Annotated in this window: 26 protein-coding genes; 21 read left to right on the forward strand and 5 right to left on the reverse strand. The window is 39.0% G+C overall.

Annotated features, from left to right (window positions below; translation table 11 throughout):
* Positions 1-15: 15 nt before the first annotated feature.
* Both RYX56_RS10335 and RYX56_RS10340 read left to right on the forward strand, forming a co-directional pair.
* The gene (locus RYX56_RS10335; RefSeq protein WP_317121985.1) at positions 16-975 is read left to right on the forward strand and encodes a 3'-5' exoribonuclease YhaM family protein; all 960 of its coding nucleotides are present in this window, start codon (positions 16-18) and stop codon (positions 973-975) included.
* A 15-nt stretch (positions 976-990) separates the two neighbouring features.
* The gene (locus RYX56_RS10340) at positions 991-1,830 is read left to right on the forward strand and encodes an EcsC family protein (protein WP_317121986.1); all 840 of its coding nucleotides are present in this window, start codon (positions 991-993) and stop codon (positions 1,828-1,830) included.
* A 29-nt stretch (positions 1,831-1,859) separates the two neighbouring features.
* Here RYX56_RS10340 and RYX56_RS10345 read toward each other — a convergent pair whose 3' ends face one another.
* A complete protein-coding gene (locus RYX56_RS10345) occupies positions 1,860-2,180 on the reverse strand; it encodes a hypothetical protein (protein ID WP_317121987.1) in 321 nt (106 codons plus the stop codon).
* 238 nt (positions 2,181-2,418) lie between these two features.
* Here RYX56_RS10345 and RYX56_RS10350 point away from each other — a divergent pair, with 238 nt between their 5' ends.
* From RYX56_RS10350 to RYX56_RS10390, 9 genes are all read left to right on the forward strand, one after another.
* Positions 2,419-3,630, forward strand: coding sequence for an argininosuccinate synthase (locus RYX56_RS10350; RefSeq protein WP_317121988.1), 1,212 nt, complete (start codon positions 2,419-2,421; stop codon positions 3,628-3,630).
* Positions 3,627-5,027 (forward strand): argininosuccinate lyase, encoded by a 1,401-nt coding sequence (gene argH, locus RYX56_RS10355; protein WP_317121989.1) that lies wholly within the window; start codon positions 3,627-3,629, stop codon positions 5,025-5,027. Before RYX56_RS10350 ends, argH begins: the two co-directional genes overlap by 4 nt.
* Before the next feature lie 61 nt (positions 5,028-5,088).
* On the forward strand, positions 5,089-5,250 hold the full coding sequence (locus RYX56_RS10360; protein ID WP_317121990.1) for a hypothetical protein: 162 nt from the start codon (positions 5,089-5,091) through the stop codon (positions 5,248-5,250).
* A gap of 168 nt (positions 5,251-5,418) precedes the next feature.
* Entirely contained in the window at positions 5,419-6,177 is a 759-nt protein-coding gene (locus tag RYX56_RS10365) for an SDR family oxidoreductase (RefSeq protein WP_317121991.1), read from the forward strand.
* 55 nt (positions 6,178-6,232) lie between these two features.
* Positions 6,233-6,607 carry a hypothetical protein gene (locus RYX56_RS10370; RefSeq protein ID WP_317121992.1) on the forward strand — a complete coding sequence of 125 codons (375 nt, stop codon included), beginning with the start codon at positions 6,233-6,235 and terminating at the stop codon, positions 6,605-6,607.
* A 410-nt stretch (positions 6,608-7,017) separates the two neighbouring features.
* A complete protein-coding gene (locus RYX56_RS10375) occupies positions 7,018-7,872 on the forward strand; it encodes a YitT family protein (RefSeq protein WP_317121993.1) in 855 nt (284 codons plus the stop codon).
* Between the two features lie 65 nt (positions 7,873-7,937).
* Entirely contained in the window at positions 7,938-8,621 is a 684-nt protein-coding gene (locus RYX56_RS10380) for a metal-dependent hydrolase (protein ID WP_317121994.1), read from the forward strand.
* A 95-nt stretch (positions 8,622-8,716) separates the two neighbouring features.
* Positions 8,717-8,956, forward strand: a complete 240-nt coding sequence (locus tag RYX56_RS10385) for a hypothetical protein (protein WP_317121995.1) — start codon at positions 8,717-8,719, stop codon at positions 8,954-8,956.
* Positions 8,957-9,061: 105 nt separating this feature from the next.
* A complete protein-coding gene (locus RYX56_RS10390) occupies positions 9,062-10,369 on the forward strand; it encodes a DRTGG domain-containing protein (RefSeq protein ID WP_317121996.1) in 1,308 nt (435 codons plus the stop codon).
* A gap of 42 nt (positions 10,370-10,411) precedes the next feature.
* Here RYX56_RS10390 and RYX56_RS10395 read toward each other — a convergent pair whose 3' ends face one another.
* Entirely contained in the window at positions 10,412-10,699 is a 288-nt protein-coding gene (locus tag RYX56_RS10395) for a YtpI family protein (RefSeq protein WP_317121997.1), read from the reverse strand.
* A gap of 108 nt (positions 10,700-10,807) precedes the next feature.
* On the opposite strand from RYX56_RS10395, the gene RYX56_RS10400 reads away from it, so the two are divergent.
* On the forward strand, positions 10,808-11,761 hold the full coding sequence (locus RYX56_RS10400; protein ID WP_317121998.1) for a DHH family phosphoesterase: 954 nt from the start codon (positions 10,808-10,810) through the stop codon (positions 11,759-11,761).
* 42 nt (positions 11,762-11,803) lie between these two features.
* Here RYX56_RS10400 and RYX56_RS10405 read toward each other — a convergent pair whose 3' ends face one another.
* The 3 genes from RYX56_RS10405 to ytrH form a co-directional block, all read right to left on the reverse strand.
* Complete coding sequence (locus tag RYX56_RS10405) at positions 11,804-12,019, reverse strand: YtzJ family protein (RefSeq protein WP_317121999.1); 216 nt, start codon at positions 12,017-12,019, stop codon at positions 11,804-11,806.
* A 110-nt stretch (positions 12,020-12,129) separates the two neighbouring features.
* The gene (gene ytrI / locus RYX56_RS10410; RefSeq protein ID WP_317122000.1) at positions 12,130-12,636 is read right to left on the reverse strand and encodes a sporulation membrane protein YtrI; all 507 of its coding nucleotides are present in this window, start codon (positions 12,634-12,636) and stop codon (positions 12,130-12,132) included.
* A complete protein-coding gene (ytrH, locus tag RYX56_RS10415) occupies positions 12,633-12,971 on the reverse strand; it encodes a sporulation membrane protein YtrH (protein WP_012960026.1) in 339 nt (112 codons plus the stop codon). Before ytrH ends, ytrI begins: the two co-directional genes overlap by 4 nt.
* A gap of 193 nt (positions 12,972-13,164) precedes the next feature.
* On the opposite strand from ytrH, the gene dnaE reads away from it, so the two are divergent.
* From dnaE to RYX56_RS10460, 9 genes are all read left to right on the forward strand, one after another.
* Positions 13,165-16,530, forward strand: a complete 3,366-nt coding sequence (dnaE, locus tag RYX56_RS10420; protein WP_317122001.1) for a DNA polymerase III subunit alpha — start codon at positions 13,165-13,167, stop codon at positions 16,528-16,530.
* Between the two features lie 217 nt (positions 16,531-16,747).
* Positions 16,748-17,989 (forward strand): NADP-dependent malic enzyme, encoded by a 1,242-nt coding sequence (ystJ, locus tag RYX56_RS10425; RefSeq protein ID WP_317122002.1) that lies wholly within the window; start codon positions 16,748-16,750, stop codon positions 17,987-17,989.
* A 32-nt stretch (positions 17,990-18,021) separates the two neighbouring features.
* Positions 18,022-18,687, forward strand: coding sequence for a FadR/GntR family transcriptional regulator (locus RYX56_RS10430; RefSeq protein ID WP_317122003.1), 666 nt, complete (start codon positions 18,022-18,024; stop codon positions 18,685-18,687).
* Between the two features lie 85 nt (positions 18,688-18,772).
* A complete protein-coding gene (gene accD, locus RYX56_RS10435; protein ID WP_317122004.1) occupies positions 18,773-19,621 on the forward strand; it encodes an acetyl-CoA carboxylase, carboxyltransferase subunit beta in 849 nt (282 codons plus the stop codon).
* 14 nt (positions 19,622-19,635) lie between these two features.
* A complete protein-coding gene (accA, locus tag RYX56_RS10440) occupies positions 19,636-20,613 on the forward strand; it encodes an acetyl-CoA carboxylase carboxyl transferase subunit alpha (RefSeq protein ID WP_317122005.1) in 978 nt (325 codons plus the stop codon).
* A gap of 209 nt (positions 20,614-20,822) precedes the next feature.
* The gene (gene pfkA, locus RYX56_RS10445; RefSeq protein WP_317122006.1) at positions 20,823-21,782 is read left to right on the forward strand and encodes a 6-phosphofructokinase; all 960 of its coding nucleotides are present in this window, start codon (positions 20,823-20,825) and stop codon (positions 21,780-21,782) included.
* Between the two features lie 32 nt (positions 21,783-21,814).
* Positions 21,815-23,569 carry a pyruvate kinase gene (gene pyk, locus RYX56_RS10450; RefSeq protein ID WP_317122007.1) on the forward strand — a complete coding sequence of 585 codons (1,755 nt, stop codon included), beginning with the start codon at positions 21,815-21,817 and terminating at the stop codon, positions 23,567-23,569.
* Between the two features lie 79 nt (positions 23,570-23,648).
* Positions 23,649-24,044 carry an FxsA family protein gene (locus RYX56_RS10455; RefSeq protein ID WP_317122008.1) on the forward strand — a complete coding sequence of 132 codons (396 nt, stop codon included), beginning with the start codon at positions 23,649-23,651 and terminating at the stop codon, positions 24,042-24,044.
* 137 nt (positions 24,045-24,181) lie between these two features.
* Entirely contained in the window at positions 24,182-24,655 is a 474-nt protein-coding gene (locus RYX56_RS10460) for a DUF441 domain-containing protein (protein WP_317122375.1), read from the forward strand.
* The last annotated feature ends 1 nt before the right edge of the window (position 24,656 follow it).

Below are 24,656 nucleotides of genomic sequence, written 5' to 3' on the forward strand. Positions count from 1 at the left end.
AGAAGGAGGGTTAGCATGGGGTTATTTTTAGAAGCATTAGAAGGAGATAAATTAACAAATTTCTTTTTGATTCGCGAACGTGAAATTAAACAAGCATCTAATGGAAGTGAATTCGCAACTTTTCTCCTTGAACGTAACCTGGAATTAATTCCTGCACAGTTATGGGACATTACGAATGAGCAAAAAGAACAGCTGCAACCAAGGTCTTTAATTAAAGGAGAAGGGATGGTTGTGACGTATCGCCAGAAGAAGCTACTTAAATTATCACGAGTGCGTCTAGCGACATCTGAAGATCCAGTTTCAATCAGTGAACTCATTTCCAGAAAAGGGGTTTCGCGTGAAGAATTATGGCAAGAATTACGTAAGATGATGGAAGAAGTAACATCACCAATATTACGAAACATATTAAGACGTGTTTTCTCAGAACGTACGATTCGTGAAAAAGTAACGACTCTCCCTGCTTCAAAAGCCTATCATCATGCTTATTATGCAGGGTTGCTACATCAAACGGTTCAATTAGCGCAAGCGGCATATCAACTGTTACCTCTATATCCATCTATTAATCAAGACCTTGTATTAAGTGCATGCATATTATGCGATATTGGGAAAACGAAAGCATTAAGGGATGTCGTCGCTCCTGATTATACATCTAGTGGGGAATTAATGGGACACTTAGTACTCGGTATTGAGATGATTAATGAGGCAGCAAGAGAAGCAGGAATTTCGGGGGACGATGTTGAATTAGTTGCATTAAAGCATTTGTTGTTGAGTCAAAATGGTGAAGTTGAAAAAGGATACGGAAGTGCTGTTTCTGAAAAAACAGCCGAGGCTATACTTTTTTCTTCAATAAAACAAATGAATACAAAACTTCATGCAATAGAGATGATAAGTGAACGTTCAGAGGAGGAGTGGGTATATTCTCCAATGTTTAAACGAAAAATGTATAACCAAAATACTAATCGAATCAGTGATTAAAAGAAGGTGAAGCAAATGAAACAAGAAGTGCGTGATCAACAGCGACTACAAACAATTCTTGAATGGGAAGTTACATATTTTACTCACGAAGCAACAGATGTCGAATATTCGTATTTGAAATGGTCAGATAAATTAGTTGAGCAATTAGGAAATACCCGAAAACAAAAAGTACTTATGCAGCTTGATCATGTTTTTATACACATGCATGCTTATCTTCAAAATACTCGTTCTCACGAAGAGACCAAAAAACGAATCTTACAATATGCACGAGTATTTGAGCCGACAATCAATGAATTAGAAGACTTGCGTTATTTGCCGATTGAACAGCTTGATTATATGACAGAACAATTAATGGCTAAACAGAGGCTCCTCTCATTAGGTCAAGGTGGTCTTACTGGGATGGGGGGCATGTTTCTATTAGCAGCAGACCTTCCAGCAGCGATCGCCATTAACTTACGCTCCGTTCAACAAATTGCTACGATCTATGGATTTGACTTAAAACGGCCAATTGAGATGGTTGTTGCCTTAAAGTTATTACATCTAGCAACACTTCCAAAAGCTTTTCAAGCACATGAGTGGGACAAGTTATGGAATGATGTAAATGAACATCAAGTGGATGATGTTTTCTATGCGGGGAAGGAGGATATTATCGAACCTGAATGGCTTCAGCACTTGATTCGTCAACTTGCAAAGAGCTTTGTCATTACCATGCTTCGAAAACGAATGATCCAAGGCCTGCCGTTAGTAGGGATGGCCTTTGGAGCAGGTATGAACTATAGACTCTCTCAGCAAGTCATTGAATTGGCCCATAAATTTTATCAAAAACGTCTTTTAATCGATCGGAATGATAGGTAGTATACAGTGAGCTCGTCTTGAAATAATAATCAAGACGAGCTTTTTTCTGTAGTAGTGAGGGATGGATTTAATCTAAACCAAATCCATAAATCATTAATAATAGAGGCAAGTTCAGCTATTTCCGAATTGAGATGACATGACCGTTCAAAATTTAATTCTTCTGTTAGGGCAGCTTGTTTTTCATTAATGACAGCTTCAAGTTCTTTAACACGTTCAGGTATATTTCCCCGTATCTCTTCCCAGCTGCGAAGAATTTGAGCTTGTCGGTCTTGGTCAAGTTCGTCCCATGCTGTGTGAAACCGCGGAAGTGAAATTTGAAGCCGGAAGTCATATACAAATTCGACATCCATATTAATCACTCCTTTTCCCTTATTGTAGCGAACAGATTGTAAATTGAACACAATTTACAAAAAAATTTAAAATACCCCTTGCCAAAATGAAAAAACGTTGGTAAAGTATTTTGTATATTAATAAGTTGGATGTTTAGTTTTATACAAAGGGTGATCAATAGGAATCACCTCATTTTATACAGTTTATTGCATAAAAATAATAACGACAGTATGAATATTCATTTGGAGGGAATCGAAAATGACAAAGAAAAAAGTGGTTTTAGCATACTCGGGTGGTCTTGATACATCAGTAGCAATTAAGTGGTTAGCGGATAAGGGGTATGACGTTATTGCAGTAGGTCTAGATGTCGGTGAAGGAAAAGATTTAGATTTTGTAAAAGAGAAAGCATTAAAAGTTGGAGCTAGTCAATCGTATACGATTGATGCGAAGAAAGAATATGCAGAAGAATTTGTTTTGCCAGCATTACAAGCACATGCATTATATGAACAAAAATATCCACTTGTTTCTGCTCTATCTCGTCCGCTCATTTCAAAAAAACTAGTTGAAATAGCCGAGCAAACTGGTGCCACAGCAGTTGCTCATGGTTGTACGGGAAAAGGAAACGACCAAGTACGTTTTGAAGTATCCATTCAAGCTCTTAATCCAAACTTAGAAGTAATGGCTCCTGTACGTGAGTGGGCTTGGTCTCGTGATGAAGAAATAGAATATGCAAAACAACATAACATCCCGATTCCAGTGAACTTAGATAATCCGTATTCAGTCGATCAAAACTTATGGGGACGTAGTAATGAATGTGGAGTTCTAGAAGATCCATGGGCAACACCGCCCGAAGGCGCATATGAATTAACGACTTCAATTGAGAATACACCGGATACAGCAGATGTGATTGAGATTGGATTTCAACAAGGTGTTCCGGTTACATTAAACGGTAAACCTTATCAATTAGATAATCTTATCTTAGAACTAAATGATATCGCAGGTAAGCATGGGGTCGGACGTATTGATCACGTTGAGAACCGTCTTGTTGGAATTAAATCTCGTGAAGTATATGAATGTCCAGGTGCTATGACATTAATTAAAGCACACAAAGAACTTGAAGATCTTACATTACCTAAAGAAGTGGCGCACTTTAAGCCTGTAGTTGAAAAGAAATTTACTGAACTTATTTATGAAGGTCTTTGGTTCTCACCTTTACAACCAGCAATTGCTGCTTTCTTAAAAGAAACGCAAAAGTCTGTTACTGGGGTTGTACGTGTGAAATTATTTAAAGGCCACGCGGTTGTTGAAGGACGTAAATCTGAATTCTCTTTATATGATGAGAAACTTGCAACATATACACCAGACGATGAATTTGATCATAATGCAGCTGTTGGATTTATCTCATTATGGGGCTTACCAACCAAGGTGCATAGCATTGTTAACAAGAAAAAGGAGGAAGTCACACTGTGAGCAAGCTTTGGGGAGGACGCTTTACTAAAACAGCAGAAGAGTGGGTCGATGCATTCGGTGCATCGATCGGCTTTGATCAAAAGCTAGTAAAAGAAGATATTACTGGTAGTTTGGCTCACGTCACCATGCTTGGAAAGTGTGGCATCTTACCTAATGATGAAGTGGCTCAAATAAAAGAAGGGCTCAAAACCTTGCAAAAGAAAGCAGAATCAGGTGAGCTGGAATTTTCTGTACAAAACGAAGATATTCATTTGAATCTTGAGAAGTTATTAATTGATGAGATCGGTCCTGTCGGCGGGAAGCTTCACACGGGTCGTAGTAGAAATGATCAAGTTGCGACGGATATGCACTTGTATTTACGTAATGAAACGAAAGAGATTATGGAGGCTGTTAAGTCTTTACAAACAGCTCTAGTTAATCAGGCTAAGCAACATGTCGAAACGTTAATCCCAGGTTATACACATCTGCAACGAGCTCAACCTGTTTCATTTGCTCATCATTTAATGGCTTATTTCTGGATGCTTGAGCGTGATTACGGGCGTTATGAAGATAGTTTAAAACGTGTGAATATCTCCCCACTAGGAGCTGGAGCATTAGCTGGGACAACATTTGCGATTGACCGTGAATACTCCGCTGAATTGTTAGGGTTTGAAGGGATTTATGAGAATAGCCTTGATGCTGTTAGTGATCGAGACTTCATTCTTGAATTCCTAAGCTCTTCTGCCACATTGATGATGCATCTTTCTCGTTTATGTGAAGAACTCATACTATGGTCCACACAAGAATTTCAATTTATTGAAATGGACGATAGTTTTGCGACGGGAAGCAGTATTATGCCACAAAAGAAAAACCCTGATATGGCGGAATTGATTCGTGGTAAAACAGGACGAGTATACGGTAGTCTTTTCTCCTTATTAACAGTTTTAAAAGGACTTCCGTTAGCCTACAACAAGGATATGCAAGAAGATAAAGAGGGCATGTTCGATGCTGTTGATACGGTAAAAGGCTCCTTAAACATTTTTGCAGGAATGATTGAAACGATGACTGTGAACTCTGACACGATGGAAAAAGCGGTTCATCAAGATTTTTCAAATGCAACGGAACTTGCAGATTACCTTGCAACTAAAGGACTTCCCTTCCGTCAAGCTCACGAGGTAGTCGGAAAGCTTGTTCTTGTCGCAATTGAAAAAGGTGTTTACTTGCTTGACTTAACTCTTGAGGAATATAAAAATGCCAGTGAATTATTTGAAGAGGATATCTTTGACGTTTTACAGCCAAAAACGGTAGTTGCTCGTCGCAATAGCGCGGGGGGAACAGGCTTTGAGCAAGTGAAGCTTGCTTTAAAGAAAGCCGATCACTTATTACATGTAAAAGAAGAAAGCCATGTTCCGTCATAAAATCTATTGAAGTCGCTCATACTAGGTATGAAATACATGCCACGGAGGGAGAGTGACTTAAATGAAAGAGCATAAGTTGTCCAATTCTTTATATGATCAAGAAGGAGTCAATGCGGTTCATGACCAAGTAATGAATGCCTACTACGCAGGGACGAATGAGACTCCTAAAGCGGAGCAAAAACAACATGAAAAGCAGCAGGATGACCAGAATTTGACTAATTAAACGATTGAAGCACGCCTCTTACAAAGTTGTAGAGGCGTGCTTCTTTTTAGTAGGAGGATATTCCCTATGAAAGTCGAACGTTTGTACATAAACCGGCGTGTTTTTTTACAACGATTTTGATACGTAGTATGATCAATTTACTAGCTTGATTTGAATGGGGGATGCTCAATGAGGCATGCATTAATTACTGCAGGATCAAAAGGATTAGGTGTTCAAGTTACAGAATCATTATTAAAAAACGGCTATTCTGTGACGGTTACATATAGAAGCGACGAACAAGCAGTCGAAAAAATGAAAATGAAGTGGACCGATGTGGGTGACCGGTTACAATTTGTGCAAGCAGATGTTACAAAAAAAGAAGACATCGAACGAGTTGTAAACAAGACGTTAGCTCGATTTCGGAAAATAGATATTTTAATTAATAACGCCGGTCCCTATGTTTTTGAACGTAAAAAATTGGTCGATTATGGTGAAGATGAATGGTATGAGATGATCGAAGGTAACTTAAGTGCAGTCTATCATTTGTTAAAAAAAGTGGTTCCGGTTATGCGTGAACAACAATACGGACGTATTATTATGTATGGGTTTCAAGGGGCGAATAGTGCACCAGGGTGGATTTATCGTTCTGCCTATGCTGCAGCAAAAGTAGGATTGGTTTCATTAATGAAAACCATATCAATTGAAGAAGCAGAGTATGGAATTACGGCAAATATGGTATGTCCAGGGAACATCTTAGGTGAAATGAAAGAATCAACTATTCAAGAAGCAAGAGAACATCCTGACGCTGATACTCCAATTGGTCGCTCTGGTACAGGTGAAGATATAGCAAGAACTGTGCTATTTTTATGTGAAGAAAATGCTGATATGGTAACTGGAACTGTTGTTGAAGTTACTGGAGGTGTAGATGTTATTCATCGATATCGCTAAAATCTTGTATAATTTTCCATCGGTCATCACACATTAAAGGGGAGGTGATGACTATATGAGAAAACAATCGATTTTTGCAGGCGGATGTGCGTTGTTAATTAGCTTGTTACTAGCAACTACGATCTCTGCTTCGGGTGTAATGAGCGCTTCCTCGCTTCGGATAACGATACTTGAAAATGATGTAACCTATGAGTATGAATATGATAATCCTCATCATTATGAATACGAAGAAGGGCATCAGGTTGTAAGAGGGGAAGAGGCTAAGCAAAAGGTAATGGAGCTTCTCACTCTTATAAAATTAAATGAAAACTCTAAAATAGAAGATATCGTACGTGAACTAAAACAACATCACCCTGATGTTGAAAAGGTCGATATACGCTATATGAACGATGACAATAAACTGTTTACTTGGGTGTGGCATGATGAATAAGAAGTTGCTGTGTTAGCGGCAACTTTTTTTATTGTGAAAAAGGTAAATAGCCAAAGCTCCATCGCCATCATACCTAAACGAGCCACCTCTGCTTTTCATGTCTAGCTTCAGGGCATTGTCCTTCGAGAAGCTTTTGTGAGTCAAACGAAGTCAAAGAGCGACTTCTAATTACCTCCCCTAAGTTTTCGAATGCCAGTACATACCCTTCCGCTTTTCATGTCTAGCTTCGATGGCTCAGGTAATCTGTCGCTTCACTTTGTCAAACGAAGCAAAAAGCGCTTCTTATAGCCAAAGCTCCACCGCCTTCCTACCTAAACGAGCCATCTCCGCTTTCCTTCTAAGTTGTATGATTATTCTTATTTGTTTGTCGTGTGTTAAAATGGTGTTATAAAGGTTTTGGGGAGAATTGGATGAAGAAACTGATTGATTATTTGATTTTAACAGTAGGGGCCGTTATTGTGGCGGCAGGGTTAGAGCTGATCCTAGCTCCAAATAGTTTAGTTGATGGCGGGGTTACAGCACTTGCAATTATGGGTAATTCAATGTTTGGTTTACCTATATGGCTTGTGTATGTTGGGTTGAATATTCCCGCGCTGCTGTTTTGTGGTAAGTTCATGGGGAAACGCTTTGTTATTCGGACATTATATGCCAATGTCGTGACAACCATTGCCTTATCGCTCCTAGCTCCTATGCAAGCCATTACCTCTTCTGAAGTGTTAATTGTGTTATATGGAGGCCTCATGCTTGGTTTGGGCGTTGGGCTTGTTGTGAAGGCAGGTGGGGCAGTTGACGGAACAGAGATGATTGCGATTTGGGCTCAACGGAAATTTCACATTCCTATTAGTACGTTTCTGTTAGGAGTCAATGCCATTATCTTAACGGGTGCAGCTTTTGTATTTTCTCTTGAACAAGCGATGTTTAGTATTGCTGTTTTTTATATCGTATCAAAGCTAATTGATTTTGTGCTAGATGGCTTAAATCAGGGAAAATCAGTCATGATTATCTCTGATGCTCCTCATGAAGTGGGAGCGAAATTGATCGAAGAGCTAGATGTCCAAATTACCTATTTGTATGGACAAGGTGGCTATACGGGTGATGAGCGTTTACTCATTTACTGCATTACTAATCGTTTTATGTATCCAAAGCTAAAAGAAGTCGTAATGTCTGTTGACTCAAGTGCTGTGATTGAGGCTTCCTATGTGACTGAAACAGCCGGAGTGAAAAAGCAAACATTTTTTGAGGTGAACAGAGAAAGTAATAAATAAAGAGGATTTTTCATGTTAATGTGTAATGTATGTACGAGCAAACTTATTTAAGGGAGTGTACATTAATGAAGGTAAGCTATCATGGTCATTCAGTAGTTTTAGTCGAATCGAAAGGTAAAAAAATTATTTTTGATCCTTTTATAAAAGGAAATGGATTAACAGATTTGAATGCGGATACCCTTGAAGTAGATGTAATCTTACTAACTCATGGTCATAATGATCACGTTGGAGATACGGTAGAATTAGCTAAGCGAAATGACGCATTGGTTATTGCCCCATTTGAACTTGCTACATATCTTGGCTGGAAGGATGTTAATGTTCACCCGATGCATATTGGTGGCGCTCATACATTTGACTTTGGAACAGTGAAATTGACGCAAGCTTTTCATGGCTCTGCTTATACAGAGGAAGAAAGCCAAAAAATCATATACACAGGCATGCCGGCTGGGATCTTATTGACGCTAGAAGGAAAGACAATCTATCATGCTGGAGACACTGCTTTATTTTCGGACATGAAATTAATAGGAGAGCGCAACCTTATTGATCTGGCATTTGTTCCAATTGGTGATAACTTTACGATGGGGCCAGAAGATGCAAGTATCGCGGCAGAATGGCTACAAGCAAAACAAGTCGTACCTGTTCATTATAATACGTTCCCTGTTATCGAACAGGACCCAAATGAATTCGCAGCCAATTTATCTGGTAAAAAAGGCAAAGTGTTAGAAGTAGGAGAATCCATTGAATTATAAGCCAAGACCAAGTAAGAACTTTTTCTTACTTGGTCTTTTTCTATGTTCTTGTACATAGTAGTAGGAGAGAAAGATTTCTATGGGGAGGAACTCGGATGAAACAGAGACTTTTCATTAGCTTATTACTAGCTAGTACATTATTGATTTATAGTTTTGGGTACTTACCTCTTCAAGAGAGTGGTCTCGCTGGTATGTTTGCATGGAGTTGGTTAGCCTTTAGCTTCCTCGTTATTGGAGGAAATATCTATGGGTTGTTATCCCAAATGAGTAAGCCTGTCCGCATGAAAAAAGGTCGAGCTGTATCAAACACAGATACGACGAAAGTGAGAGGATAATAAGATAGCCTTGCTACTGTATTCTATCAGCCGTATAATAGGACTAGTACAGTTTACCAATATAACAAAGGTACAGCTGATTAGAATGAATGTGTGGAGGCTATCATGGCTACAAAGCATGAGCAAATATTAGAATACATTTCAAATTTAGAGGTAGGCGAAAAGATATCAGTCCGCCAAATTGCCAAAGCGCTTCAAGTGAGCGAAGGTACTGCTTATCGCGCAATTAAAGAAGCTGAAAATCAAAGTTTAGTTAGTACGATTGAGCGAGTTGGGACCATTCGTATTGAAAAAAAGAAAAAAGAAAATATCGAAAAATTAACATATGCGGAAATTGTAAATATCGTTGATGGACAAGTTCTAGGTGGTAAGGATGGTCTTCATAAGACATTAAATCGCTTTGTCATTGGTGCAATGAAATTAGATGCGATGATGCGTTATGTTGAGGCCGGTAACTTATTAATTGTAGGAAATCGTTATCAAGGTCATAAATTGGCGCTTGAGGTAGGTGCAGCTGTATTAATTACAGGTGGGTTTGATACGAGTGAAGAAGTGATTCAGTTAGCTGATGAACTTTCTCTTCCAATCATTTCAACTAGTTATGATACGTTTACTGTTGCTGCAATGATTAACCGGGCCATTTATGATCAACTTATTAAAAAAGAAATTATTCTTGTGGATGATATCCTTATTCCACTACAAGATACGTATTATATGACAACAGCTAATGCCGTTGAAAAGTGGCATGAGTTAAATTCGAAAACAGGACATAGTCGCTACCCTGTTATTGATGAACAAATGCGAATCCAAGGGATGGTTGCTGCAAAAGATGTGCTTGGTGCGACCAAACAAACGTCGATCGAAAAGGTGATGACAAAAAATCCAATTACTGTTAATGAGCGGACGTCAGTAGCATCCGTTGCTCATGTAATGGTCTGGGAAGGGATTGAGCTTTTACCCGTAATTGATAGCCAACGGCGTTTAATTGGGGTGATTAGTCGTCAAGATGTATTAAAGGCTCTGCAAATGGTTCAACGACAACCTCATGTTGGGGAAACGATTGAAGATACAGTTGCGAGTAGGATCCAAGAGCAAACATTAGAATCAGGAATTGCATACGAATGTGAAGTCACACCGCAGATGACGAACCAAATTGGAACGATTTCTTATGGGGTTATGACAACACTTGTAACGGAAGCCGGAAGTCGTATTATGCGTAAGTATAAAAAAGGTGATCTCGTAGTAGAGAATATTACGCTTTACTTTATTAAGCCTGTTCAAATCGAAAGTCGTATTGTTATACAGCCGAGAGTGTTAGAGATCGGGCGTAAGCATGGTAAAATTGATGTAGAAATGTTTCATGAGGGAGAAATTGTAGGGAAAGCCCTAATGATGGCTCAACTTATTGAATAAGAAAAAGGCTCGGCAATTCTGCCGAGCCTTTTATACGTATGCTTAATTATTGTCCATTTGCGGAATATAATGTTTGTAAGCTTTGTACCCTAAAATAATATTAGCTGTACCTAAAATGAGAAAGACAATGCCAACTACAACATCAACTGTACTTCTAGGAGAAATTAATAAGTTAATACTAATGGCTACTAGAAAAAAACCAATTGAGATGTTGGCCTTCGTTTGGTATATACGTTTCAGAAGTCCTTCAGGTGTACGCCATGTTTTGATCTTATTGTAAATAAAAAAGACCGCAGAAAAAACAATAATAATTGTCATGATTTTATCCATACTACATGTTCCCCCTCCATATGCTATCATTATTGTAGCGTGAGTAGACGTTAATTGCTAGTGAACGAACGATGAACGAGAATGATACTCGAAGAAAGTAGGAGAAAAATGAATACCATTGAATCGATTATAAATGAAATCGAAAAAACAGAGACGATTATTATTCATCGTCATGAGCGACCAGACCCTGATGCCCTTGGATCACAGTTAGGGTTGAGAGAGGTTCTTAGACAAACGTATCCATCTAAATCGATCTATGCTGTGGGAGAAAGTGAGCCTTCCCTTTTATTCCTTGGAGAAATGGATCGTATTGAAGATGAAGTATATGAAGGTGCGTTGGTCATCGTATGCGATACTGCTAATACAGGTCGAATTTGTGATAAGCGATATACTTTAGGAGCAAGACTAATAAAAATTGATCATCATCCAAATGAGGAACCTTATGGCGATTTAGTATGGGTTGATACGACTGCAAGCTCCACAAGTGAAATGATGATTATGCTGTGTGAAGAGGCTAAAGATAGAGGATATCAACTCCTTTCAGAAAGTGCTTTATTGCTTTATGCAGGAATTGTCGGAGATACAGGACGTTTTCGCCATAACAATACCACAGCTCAAACGATGCAACTTACTAGTAAGCTAATCGAAGTAGGGTTTGACCAGAATCAATTTTATAGTCAATTGCATAAACGTGACCTAAAAATAACAAGGCTCGAAGGGTATGTTCTACAACATTTTGAGGTCATTGATGATGCGGTAGGTGTTATGAAATTAACGAAAGATGTTTTAAACCAATTTAATGTAACCTCTAGTGAATCTTCACAACTAGTCAACTGCTTTTCGGATGTGGAGGGCTTAAGAACGTGGGTATTTTTCGTAGAGGATGAGGAAAAAATCCGTGTTAGACTTCGTTCAAGAGGACCAATTATTAATGCCATTGCCCAAGAACATAATGGCGGAGGGCACCCAATGGCATCTGGAGCAACTGTTTATTCATGGAGTGAAGCACAAGAAGTTGTAGGGAAACTAATCGAAGCTTGTCATAAAGAAAAAAGCGTGTGAGCCGTTGCTCCGCGCTTTTTGTTGATATAGTTAGTGGGTTTTTTATTGAGTTACTTCTTTTTCGCCAGGGATAAACCAAGAGCCTACCTCTGTTACGTCTTCATGAACGGCAATGCCTTCTTTGGCTAATTGCTTTCGAATTAATTCAGAAACTTCTTTACTCTCAGCAAAGGCCGATAAACCAGACTTAATTTTATCCACTTTCTTTTGAGCCATGGCTTTACGGTTTAGGACCATCCCTTTACCAGTTATATCCATATTGACAGCCTCCTTCATATATAAATAATGACGTGATTAATTAGTTCAAGTATACAATAAAGAAGATGGCTAAGTTACGTAATTATAAAAAGTTCTTAAAACTGTTAAAGTTACGAGCGAGGGGGGATGATCTTAGCATAAATCTTTAAAGTGGTATAGAGATGTACTCGCTCGACATCTAGTTGTAAGCGATGGTCTCCCGCTTCAAACAATTTATTCTCAAGTGTTCGTATCATTAACCCTTCTGTATCAGAAACAGATGCGATGTTTTTTTGGTCAAGAAAGGACAACTCTTCTAATGCCTGTTGTTGTAATTCGAATAGGGTTAATTGATTTAACCGTAGTTTTTGAGTGTTCGTAAAATGAATTTCAATTTTTTGAACTGTTAATTTTCGTATGTTTTCTTCATTATCTTCCTTTTGTTGACTCCTAAGCTCCTCAATCGTTTTTGTCTGATTCTCAATCGTTACCTCTTGTTCTGATAACTTCACCATTAGCCCTTCATAAATCAATCCATATTGATACAGAAAGAAGACCCATCCAATAAGAACACCAATAATAATTCCTGCAAAAAATCGTTGCCAGCCTGGACGCTTGTAATAAGGAGGAATTCTCATAACGGTAATTGCTCTCCTCCGACAATCCATTGTATTAACTTGGTTCCAGTCTGCGCTCCACATAATGCAGCAAAAATTAAAAATAACGTTCTGTATATGTCGTCATGTGTCCCGTTGAATAAGCCTCTCTCAATGTTTGTAATGACATCGAATGTTCCCCCAATAGCGGCAACTATTGCCCAGATCTTTAAACTACCTGCTAAATTATACATTACTGATAAAGGTGGCTTTCCAATGAGAAAGGCACCAATTCCTCCGATAATCGCTCCACCTACGATGACTCCAAAAGCAACAAAATAATCAATAATGAGATTTGCGAGAAGGTCACGATCCATTTTGTTTCTCACATCCTTTAATTGGGTTGTCCCATACGTTTGTATAATATATAAGAAAGAGTAGACATTTATGCTTGTAAACAATATTTAAACAAGCTAATCGTCTTGGATGTATAATATAAAAATACAAAAAAATAAAGGTAAGTTATTAGTGAAAGTGGACGAAGGAGTACTATAATAGGGGCATACATATTTGCAAAGAGAGAAGGTGAGGAAAGTGGACTTGCTTCATACACATGTTTATAGCGAGTACAGCTTACTTTCATCGACTAATCGTATTGAGCAACTAGTATCACAAGCAAAAAAGGAAGGGTACGGTGCCCTTGCCCTGACAGATAAAGGGGTTATGTTTGGAGCGATACCTTTTTATAAAGCTTGTTTAAAAGCCGGAATCAAGCCGATTATTGGCCTTGAAGTGCCGATTGACACACAAGTGAATGGAAGGCGCGCGCACCTTAGGTTATTAGCGAAAAATAAAGCTGGTTATCAATCCTTACTAACGATCTCCACAGAATTACAAATGAAATCGGATAAAGCTCGATTTTTTACAAAAGATGAGTTACTCCCTCATTTAGGTCATTGTGTTGTGATCCTTTCCTATGATGGAGGGCCCGTTCAGGAGTATGTGAAAAGCAAAGAGGAAGGTCTAGCTCAAGAATGGTGCAGAGAGTGGATTACATTCAAGCATAAGGGGTCTTGGTATATTGATTTACAAGGAACCATTGAAAAAGATCGAGCATTTTGGAAGAGAATTAGTCAGTTCGCAGCTAGTAATGAACTAAAAGTAATAGGTTCAAATCCTGTTTTATACACTAATAAGGATGATTATGAAGCATATGCGGCAGTCAGAGCCATTCGCTTAGGTACAACCATTCATCTTGAAGAGCCTAATCACGAAGAGCGTTTTTTTTATCTCCGATCGATTGAAGAGTATCAGGCTACTTTCAGCGAATGTCGAGAGGCTCTACTAGGGTTACAAGAAATAGATCAATTATGTCAGCTTGAATTAGATCTCGATTCACGCTATTTACCGGTTTATCCGTTCACTAAGAAAAATAATACACGTGAAGAGCTTAGGAATGCCTGTTTACAAGGGATAGATAAGAGGTTTGGGTCGAGTCCCGCGGAAGAAGTCACACAGAGACTTGAGATAGAATTAAAAGTAATTGATCAAATGGGCTTTAATGATTACTTTTTAATCGTCTCTGACTTTATGCGCTATGCTAGGAATCGGAAAATGATGACGGGACCTGGTCGTGGTTCAGCTGCAGGATCTTTAGTTGCCTATGTGTTATATATTACAGACGTTAATCCTCTTGAATACGGCTTGCTGTTCGAGCGTTTTCTTAATCCAGAACGAATCACCTTACCTGATATTGATATCGATTTCCCGGATCATCGTCGGGATGAAGTGATTCGCTATGTTCAAGAGAAGTATGGGCATGATCGTGTAGCGCAAATAGCAACGTTTGGGACACTTGCTGCAAAGGCTTCTGTACGTGATACAGGAAAAGTTCTTTCGTGTGACTCTTATTTGATTGAAAAAATGGCTAAATTAATTCCTGCAACTTCTGGTATGACTATTAAAAAAGCTATTCAGATAGACCGTGAGTTAAAAACGTTGTACCAAGAGTCAAAGGATGCACAAAGACTACTCGACATTGCTCAATCGATTGAAGGGCTTATGAGGCATGTATCTACTCATGCAGCAGGGGTAGTTATTAGTCCAGTTCCACTTACGGAGCTTGTTGCTGTGCAAAGGGGTCAAGGCCAAGGTGTATTAACACAGGCGACAATGGGAGTCGTCGAGGAAATAGGTTTAGTTAAGTTCGATTTTCTCGGCTTGCGTAATTTAACCTTACTTGAACGTGTTGTTTCAATTATTGAAGAACATTCTGGAGAAGTAATTGATGTGCGTAACTTACCGATTGATGATCAAAAAACCTATCAATTATTAGCGGATAGTGACACAACGGGGATATTTCAACTTGAGTCAGCAGGGATGAGACAGGTTCTACGCTCACTAAAGCCAACTGAATTTGAAGATATAGTGGCTGTAAATGCTCTCTACCGACCGGGGCCAATGGAATTTATTAATGTTTATGTAGAAGGCAAACATAAACAAAGACCTATCTCCTCTCCTCATCCAGATTTAAATGAAATCATTGAAAGAACGTATGGAGTTATTGTTTATCAAGAGCAAATTATGCAAATTGTCGTAAAAATGGCTGGCTTCTCATTAGCGGAAGCCGATTTATTGAGGCGAGCAATAAGTAAGAAAAATAAGCATGAGCTAGAGAAGAGTAGGGTTGATTTCATTACTGGGGCTATTCAAAAAGGCTACGAAGAAGACGTAGCGAAGAATGTATTTCAATTGATTGAACGATTTGCAAATTACGGATTTAACCGAAGTCATGCGGTTGCTTACAGCATGATCAGTTATCAATTAGCTTACTTAAAGACTCACTATCCATTAGCCTTTCATACTGCATTATTATCGAGTGTGTGGAATACGACTGAGAAATTAATGGAGTTGCTACAGGAGTCGAAAAGAAGAAAGATTGACGTATTACCACCAAAGCTCTCTAAAAGTGGGTTGTTATTTACATTAGAGAATGAGGCGATTCGATTTGGCTTATTGCCAATTAGCCATGTCGGCATTCAAGCAGCCAGACATATTATTGAATTGGTTCAAGAGAAACCGTTCAAAGATCTTTTTGATTATTGTTCACGTGTAAATCAACGAATTGTAAATAGGAGAGCAACAGAAAACTTAATAAAAGCAGGGGCGATGGATGAGTTTAAAGAAGATCGGGCCATACTGTTGTATAATCTTGATCAAGCTTATGCTTTTGCTGAAAAAGTTCAAACGTTTCAAGATGAAACGGCAGGGTTGTTCACAATCGATGTAGAAGCACCTCATTATGAAAAGGTCGATCCACTAACTCTTCAAGAAAGGCTCTTTTTCGAACGGGAAGCTCTCGGTGTTTATGTATCTGGTCATCCGTTAGAACAAGTAAGTGAGGTTCTCAAAAAGTATCAGCGCATAAATATTGTGGATCTTTCTACACAGAAGGCAAAGGTACGGATCGCCGGTTTAGTGTCTAACTTAAAAAAGATCACAACGAAAAAAGGTGATCCGATGGCTTTTTTAGAGGTTGGAGATGAGACTGATCAGTGTGAAGTGACTGTATTTCCAGATGTGTGGCAACAACATGGAAAGATGATAAAAGAAGGAGAACTTCTTTTCATGGAAGGTTCGCTTGATCATAAGCGGGATAAGCCACAATTCATCTTAAAAAGATGTGTAGCCGTGCAAACAATTGTTACCCAAGTAAAATCGAAACCTACCCTTTATTTAAAAGTTGTCAATCCTGCCCATTTCTCTCTAGTAAAAGCTTGTTTGTTAGAAGATAAAGGAAATACAGAAGTGGTTGTCTATCTTGATAACGAAAAACAAACAATTAAATTGGAGGCTGATTATAAAGTCGGTCCTAGTGAAGAATGTATGTGGGCGTTAGAAGAATTGCTTGGGCCAGAGCACGTAGTTTTAAAGTAACGTGATGGCCTTAGAAAGTAGTTCTAGATAAGGAATGGTCGAAGTAAAATGGACCTTTCCGCTATTCCCCCCTTGTTGATCGTTATAGTTTTGTTTATAATTAAGAATGATTTTGGTGGTCAGACCAATTATGTTTGTGTACAATGATTCACAACTAACTGAACAAGTAATAAAAATAGAAACGGTCTTGCTACCGAATTAAAGGAGAGTGCCTGTTGTGCCAACGACAAGAGAGGAAGCGCTACATATTCACCGCGCAAATCAAGGAAAGTTAGAATCAAAATCAAAGGTCCCTGTAAAAAACGCTCGTGACTTAAGTCTTGCTTATTCACCAGGCGTTGCAGAACCGTGTAAAGAAATTTTTGAAGATGTTGAATCAGTCTATGAATATACAATGAAAGGCAACATGGTTGCTGTTGTAAGTAACGGAACAGCTGTACTAGGCTTGGGTAATATCGGTCCTGAAGCTTCTCTACCGGTCATGGAAGGAAAAGCTGTATTATTCAAATCATTTGCTGGAGTAGATGCATTCCCAATTTGCTTACGTTCAACAGACGTTGATACGATTGTTGAAACAGTAAAATTAATGGAACCTACTTTTGGTGGAGTAAACCTCGAAGATATTGCTGCACCTAGTTGCTTTGAGATCGAAGAACGCTTAAAGAAAGAAGCTAATATTCCTGTGTTCCATGATGATCAACATGGTACAGCGATTGTTACATTAGCAGGGCTAATTAATGCTCTTAAATTAACTGGTAAAAAAATGTCGGAAATTAAAGTGGTAGCAAACGGTGCTGGCTCTGCAGGTATCGCTATTATTAAATTAATGCAACGCATGGGTGTTCGCGACATTATTATGTGTGATTCTAAAGGGTCTATCTTTGATGGTCGTTCTTACGGCATGAATGATGTCAAAGCAGAAGTAGCTAAGTTTACAAACCGTGATCGCCTAGAGGGAACTCTTGCTGATGTGATTAAAGACACAGACGTATTTATTGGTGTATCTGTAGCCGGTGCTCTTACTGAAGAAATGATTGAGAGTATGAACGAAGATCCAATTATTTTCGCAATGGCGAACCCAGTTCCTGAAATCATGCCTGAAAAAGCAAAAGCTGCAGGAGCTAAAGTAATTGGGACAGGCCGTTCAGATTTCCCTAACCAAGTAAATAATGTATTAGCATTCCCAGGAATTTTCCGCGGTGCATTAGATGTTCGTGCTACACATATTAACGAAGAAATGAAAGTAGCTGCAGTTTATGCGATTGCAGAGCTAGTTGCTGAAGCTGACTTATCGGCTGACTATGTAATCCCTGCGCCATTTGACCCTCGTGTAGCACCTGCAGTGGCAGCTGCTGTAGCGAAAACAGCTATGGAAACAGGAGTAGCTCGCTTGAAGGTTGATCCAGAACAAATTGCTGAAAAGACTCGTCAACTTGCAATTATTGGTCAAGATAAATAATGCCGAGGCAATTAATGAGGTGTGGTTGACTCATGACAGTGGAACAACCCAAAGTCTATATCGAAATAATCAATAAGATTAATGAGATTATGAAAGAAGACAACCTATCACAAGGTGATCGTCTTCCCTCAGAGCGCGAGTTGAGCGACCGACTAAATGTTGGTCGCTCCTCTGTGCGTGAGGCTCTTAGAGCTTTAGAGTTGTTAGATCTGATTGAAACACGTAGAGGTGAAGGGACATTTTTGAAGCCTGCTAATAGTCACCGCCTCGTTAGTATTATTCTTTCTTTTTTATTAAAAGACGAGAGTGCAAAGCAGGATTTAACAGAAACTAGGCGAATTGTAGAGTTAGAAGCGACTCGTTTAGCTTACGGTAGAATGGACCAACAGACATTAGATCGTCTAGAAGAGCTAATTAATCAATCAAAAGAAGAATGGAAGCATGGTGACTTTCCTGTAGATGAAGATTATTTATTTCACAAGACGATTGTAGAAGCGTGTGGAAATCGCCTTCTACTAAACATTTGGATTTCACTTGTGGAATATAACAAGGTTGCTATTAAGGAATCGCTTCAAAGAGAAGGAAGACCTACAGCTTCGATTAAGGAGCATGAAGCTATTTTTCAAGCATTAGCAAATAGTCGCTTAGATGAAGCCTTAGAAGCTATGCGTAAACATCTAGAAAATAGTCGTTTTTAGTTATAGAAATACAGGTTGTACTATTTTAAAACAAGTTATCATATGCTCTAAAAAAATATGAGTCTTAAGCTAGTGAGGTGCTGAAATGCTTAAGGATTTATTCACGAAAAAGAAACGATATGCCACTATACCTTCAGAACGAGCAAAAAAAGAAGTTCCAGAAGGGTTAATGACGAAATGTCCGACTTGTCGAACCATTATGTACACGAAAGAATTAAAGAAAAATTTAAATGTTTGTGATTCTTGTGGTCATCACCATCGTATGACGGCTTATGAGAGAATAAATAGTTTATTTGATTCAGGTAGTTTTGTTGAGTACGATAAAATGATGATTGGAAAAAACCCTTTAGATTTCCCTACTTATGAAGAGAAGTTAGAAGCGGATAGAGTGAAAACAAATCTTAATGAGGCAGTTGTAACAGGAGAAGGGGATATTAATGGCTTTCCTGCTGTAGTAGCTGTTATGGATGCTCGTTTCCGTATGGGAAGTATGGGCTCAGTTGTAGGCGAAAAAATTACAAGAGCGATAGAGGCTGCAATTGAAAAGGACTATCCATTCCTATTGTTTTCAGCTTCAGGAGGAGCACGCATGCAAGAGGGTGTCCTAAGCTTAATGCAAATGGCTAAAACAAGTGCAGCTTTGCAAAAGCTCAGTCAAAACGGAGGGTTATTTATCTCCATTATGACACATCCAACTACAGGTGGAGTGTCGGCCAGTTTTGCTTCGCTAGGAGACTATAATTTTGCAGAACCTGGTGCCCTCATAGGGTTTGCAGGTAGACGTATTATTGAACAAACGATCCGTCAAGAGTTACCCGATGACTTCCAAACGGCTGAATTTTTATTGAAGCATGGGCAACTTGATCGCGTTGTGCCACGTAAAGAAATGAAAAAAATGATGACCACTATTTTAGATATCCATCAACATGCGTAAGGAGGTGTAGGAACATGGCGAGTGAATTAGGATTTGAGAGACCAATTGTTGAATTAAGAGATAAAATTTCTGAACTTAAAACGTTTACAAATGAAAAAGAAATCGATTTAAGTGATGAGATTGAGAAGCTTGAGAATAGACTTCAACAATTAGAAAAAGACATTTATGGAAATCTTCAAGCTTGGGAGAGAGTACAAATTGCTAGACACAGTGATCGTCCTACAACCCTTGATTACATCGAGTACTTGTTTACTGATTTCCTTGAAATGCATGGAGATCGTCTATATGGAGATGATGCTGCTATTGTAGGTGGTATCGCGAAATATCATGGAAAACCGATTACCGTCATTGGCCATCAAAGAGGAAAAGACACAAAAGAAAATATTCGTCGTAATTTTGGAATGCCTCATCCCGAAGGTTACCGTAAGGCTCTTAGGCTGATGAAACAGGCTGAAAAGTTTAATCGTCCAATTGTATGCTTTATTGATACAAAAGGTGCTTACCCTGGGATGGCAGCAGAAGAAAGAGGACAAAGTGAAGCGATTGCAAGAAACCTTCTTGAAATGTCTGGTTTAACGGTACCGGTTGTTTGCATTGTTATTGGGGAAGGTGGAAGTGGTGGTGCACTAGCGCTAGGAGTAGGAGATCGAATTTTCATGCTAGAAAATTCGACTTATTCAGTCATATCTCCTGAGGGAGCAGCTGCTCTTTTATGGAAGGATGCAACACTTGCTCAAAAAGCAGCTGAATCGATGAAGATTACAGCTCCTGATTTAAAAGAGTTAGGTGTTATTGATGATATTATTCGAGAAGCCAAAGGCGGAGCGCATCGAGATGTGCAAAGTCAAGCCGAAGCCATTGATCGAACATTATCTGCTTCACTAGAAGAATTGGAAGTATTATCCAAAGATGAGTTAGTGAACAAACGTTATCAAAAATACAAAAAAATCGGACAATTTACGTTTGTAAACGATACCAATGGCGTAGAATAAGGTAAAGTGCTTTCTGTACAAAAGAAAGCACTTTTTGTTTTGGAAGCATCTGTATTGTGTTCAGTGCTGTAAAGTGGTATTTTTTTAAAATGAGAGCATGATAATAGGTGGAAAGCCACGAAATACGTTTGAGGTTTGTAAAAAAAGGGATTTTAATGATAAGTCACCTTTTGATATATAAATTTAGTTGATTGATGGAGGGAGTACTCATGAAACGAATTGGAGTATTAACAAGTGGTGGAGATTCACCAGGAATGAATGCCGCAATCCGTGCGGTCGTTCGTAAAGCAATTTTTCATGATGTAGAGGTGTATGGAATCTCTTATGGATATGCGGGGTTAATTGCCGGTGATATTCGCAAAATGGAGCTTGGTTCAGTAGGTGATATTATTCATCGCGGTGGGACAATGCTTTATACAGCACGATGCGAAGAGTTTAAAACCCTTGAAGGACAGAAAAAGGGAATTGAGCAGTTAAAGAAATTCGGCATTGAAGGGCTGGTCGTGATTGGTGGAGATGGTTCTTACCGCGGAGCTCAAAAACTAACCGAGCATGGTTTCCCGACAATTGGTGTTCCTGGTACGATTGATAATGATATTCCTGGAACTGACTTTACAATCGGTTTTGACACAGCTTTAAACACCGTTATTGATGCAATTGATAAAATTCGTGATACAGCAACGTCTCATGAACGTACCTACGTGATTGAAGTAATGGGACGTCATGCGGGTGACTTGGCGCTCTGGTCTGGTTTAGCAGATGGGGCTGAAACGATTGTCATTCCTGAAGCTGATTATGACATGAATCAAATTATTAGTCGTCTTAAACGTGGACAAGAGCGTGGTAAGAAGCATAGTATTATCATTGTTGCTGAAGGTGCAGGCAGCGGTTTTGATTTCGGTAAAAGGATTAGTGATGAAACGAAGATGGAAACAAGGGTAACTGTTCTTGGCCATATTCAACGTGGGGGGTCACCTACTGGCGCTGACCGTGTACTCGCAAGTCGTCTTGGAGCTAAAGCTGTTGATTTATTAATTGATGGCGAAGCAGGCAGAACAGTAGGAATTCAAAACAATAAATTGGTTCATCATGATATTGATGAGATTTTAGCAGAACCACATACTATTGATTTAGAAATGTACAAGCTATCACAAGAGCTTTCCATTTAAATAATTAGATAAGCAATTACAGGAGGCAGAATATGCGTAAAACTAAAATTGTATGTACGATTGGACCAGCAAGTGAACAAATCGACACATTGGTTCAGCTTATTGAAGCAGGTATGAATGTAGCGAGATTGAATTTTTCTCACGGAGATTTTGAAGAGCATGGTGCACGAATTGCTAACATCCGTGAAGCTTCAGAGCGCACTGGTAAAACAGTAGCCATTCTTTTAGATACAAAAGGACCTGAAATTCGTACGCAAACATTGGAGGGTGGCGTAGCAGAATTAACGGCAGGAGACCACTTAACTCTTTCAATGACTGAAGTAGTAGGTAATTCCGAGAAAATTTCTATTACATATCCTGGACTTGTTCAAGATGTACATCCAGGTTCGAAAATCCTTCTTGATGATGGCTTAATCGGTCTAGAAGTTGTGGAAGTGAAAGAACAAGAGATCGTAACCAAGGTGCTGAACAGTGGAACTCTCAAAAATAAAAAGGGTGTAAATGTACCTAATGTGAGTGTAAACCTTCCTGGGATCACTGATAAGGATACAGCTGATATCAAGTTCGGTATCGAGCAAGGCGTTGACTTTATCGCTGCATCATTTGTTCGTCGTGCTACGGACGTACTTGAGATTCGTGAGTTACTAGAACAACACCAAGCAACTGACATTCAAATCATTCCAAAGATTGAAAATCAAGAAGGTGTAGATAACATCAATGAAATTCTTGAAGTTTCGGATGGTCTAATGGTTGCACGTGGAGATTTAGGTGTTGAAATTCCAGCAGAAGAAGTTCCACTTGTACAAAAAGACTTAATTAAAAAGTGTAATGCAGTAGCGAAGCCAGTTATCACAGCTACACAAATGCTTGATTCTATGCAACGTAACCCACGACCAACTCGTGCTGAGGCGAGTGATGTTGCAAATGCTATATTTGATGGTACAGATGCGATTATGTTATCGGGTGAAACGGCTGCGGGTGACTATCCTGTAGAAGCTGTTCAAACGATGAATAATATTGCAGCGCGTACGGAACAAGCACTTAATTACCAAGCGATTCTTTCTAAGCGTACGAAAGAAACACGTCCATCTATTACAAGTGCAATAAGTCAGTCTGTTGCTCATGCTGCGTTTAATTTAAATGCATCTGCTATTTTAACAGCTACAGAGAGTGGTTACACAGCTCGTGTCGTAGCTAAGTATCGTCCGCAATCACCTATTGTTGCTGTTACTAGTAATGAGCGTGTCATGCGTACATTAAGCTTAGTTTGGGGAGTATACCCTCTACTTGGACAAAATGCTGAAACAACTGATGAAATGCTTGATAGCACTGTCAATACAGCTGTAAAAGCTGGACAAATTGGACAAGGTGATCTAGTAGTCATTACCGCAGGAGTGCCTGTAGGTGAAACAGGAACAACGAACCTCATGAAAGTTCATGTGATTGGAGAAGTTGTTGCTAAAGGACAAGGGATTGGTCGTCGTTCAGCTTCAGGTAAAGTAGTTGTGGCGCAAAATGCTCAAGAAGCAAACGATAAAGTAACAGAAGGATCAATTCTTGTAACGTATAGCACAGATAAAGATATGATTCCTGCTTTTGAAAAAGCTGCAGCTGTTATTACAGAAGAAGGTGGATTAACTTCTCACGCGGCAGTTGTCGGGTTAAGTTTAAGTACACCAGTCATTGTAGGGGTGGCCAATGCATTGAACTTATTCCAAGACGGTGAAGAGATCACAGTCGATGGGGCACGTGGTGACATTTACAGAGGACATGCAAGTGTACTATAATGAGTAGTAAGGAGAGGGATGATCCTTCTCCTTTTTTCTTTAGAAGTGTATTTAATTCACTATTGTGAAGGAGAGAACGATGTTTAGAATCCTATTATTGCTAATTATTATCGTTCCGGCTTTAGAGATTGCCGTTCTTATTTTGTCTGGAAATACAATTGGAATTTGGCCGACGATCGCTCTTATTATTCTAACGGGAATCCTAGGGGCTTGGCTGGCAAAAAAAGAAGGTTTACAAGCAATCAGAGTGGCACAACTGCAAACAAGTCAAGGACAGGTGCCTAGTAGTGTAATGTTAGATGGTCTTTGTATTTTAATTGGTGGGGTTGTTTTACTTACACCGGGCTTTATTACAGATGCAATTGGCTTCTTTTTACTAATCCCTCAAACTCGTGGGATTGCGAAAGCATTTCTACTCAAGATATTTAATGAAATGATAAAAAATGGAAATTTTATCATTATGTCTAGACGTTAACCACAGGACCTTACCTGTGGTTTTATTTTATTTAAGACATTCTTTTGAGCATTGTGTATGAGTGTCAAACATGGCGGAATTTTCAAAACTATGATATGATAAGGTAGAATTGCTAAGGAGGAAGGTTGGGTACAAACTTGTTTTCACAAGCAACGTTATTTATGCTAATTCTACTTGCCGTTGCCCTTCTTGCTAAAAATCAATCCTTGCTTGTGGCTGTTGGCATTCTACTTATTATCAAATGGGTGGGACTTGGAGACAAATTATTTCCACTATTCCAACAAAAAGGTATAAACATTGGTGTGACGGTGATTACAATCGCAGTATTAACACCAATTGTTACAGGGGAAATTGGTTTTAAACAACTTGGTGAAGCTGTGCGTTCTTCTTATGCATGGGTTGCACTAGCATCTGGCATTCTTGTTGCATTAATTGCATCAAGTGGAATTGATCTATTACAAAATGATCCTCATATTACGACCGCATTGGTATTTGGTACAATTCTAGCTGTCGCTTTATTTAATGGTGTAGCAGTAGGTCCTTTGATCGGTGCAGGGATCGCTTATTTGGCGATGAGGGTTGTACAATTCTTCACAAATTTGGGCGGCTAAG

Origin of the sequence: Alkalihalophilus lindianensis, assembly GCF_032843265.1 — a bacterium.
Classification (GTDB): Bacteria; Bacillota; Bacilli; order Bacillales; family Bacillaceae_D; genus Alkalihalophilus; species Alkalihalophilus lindianensis.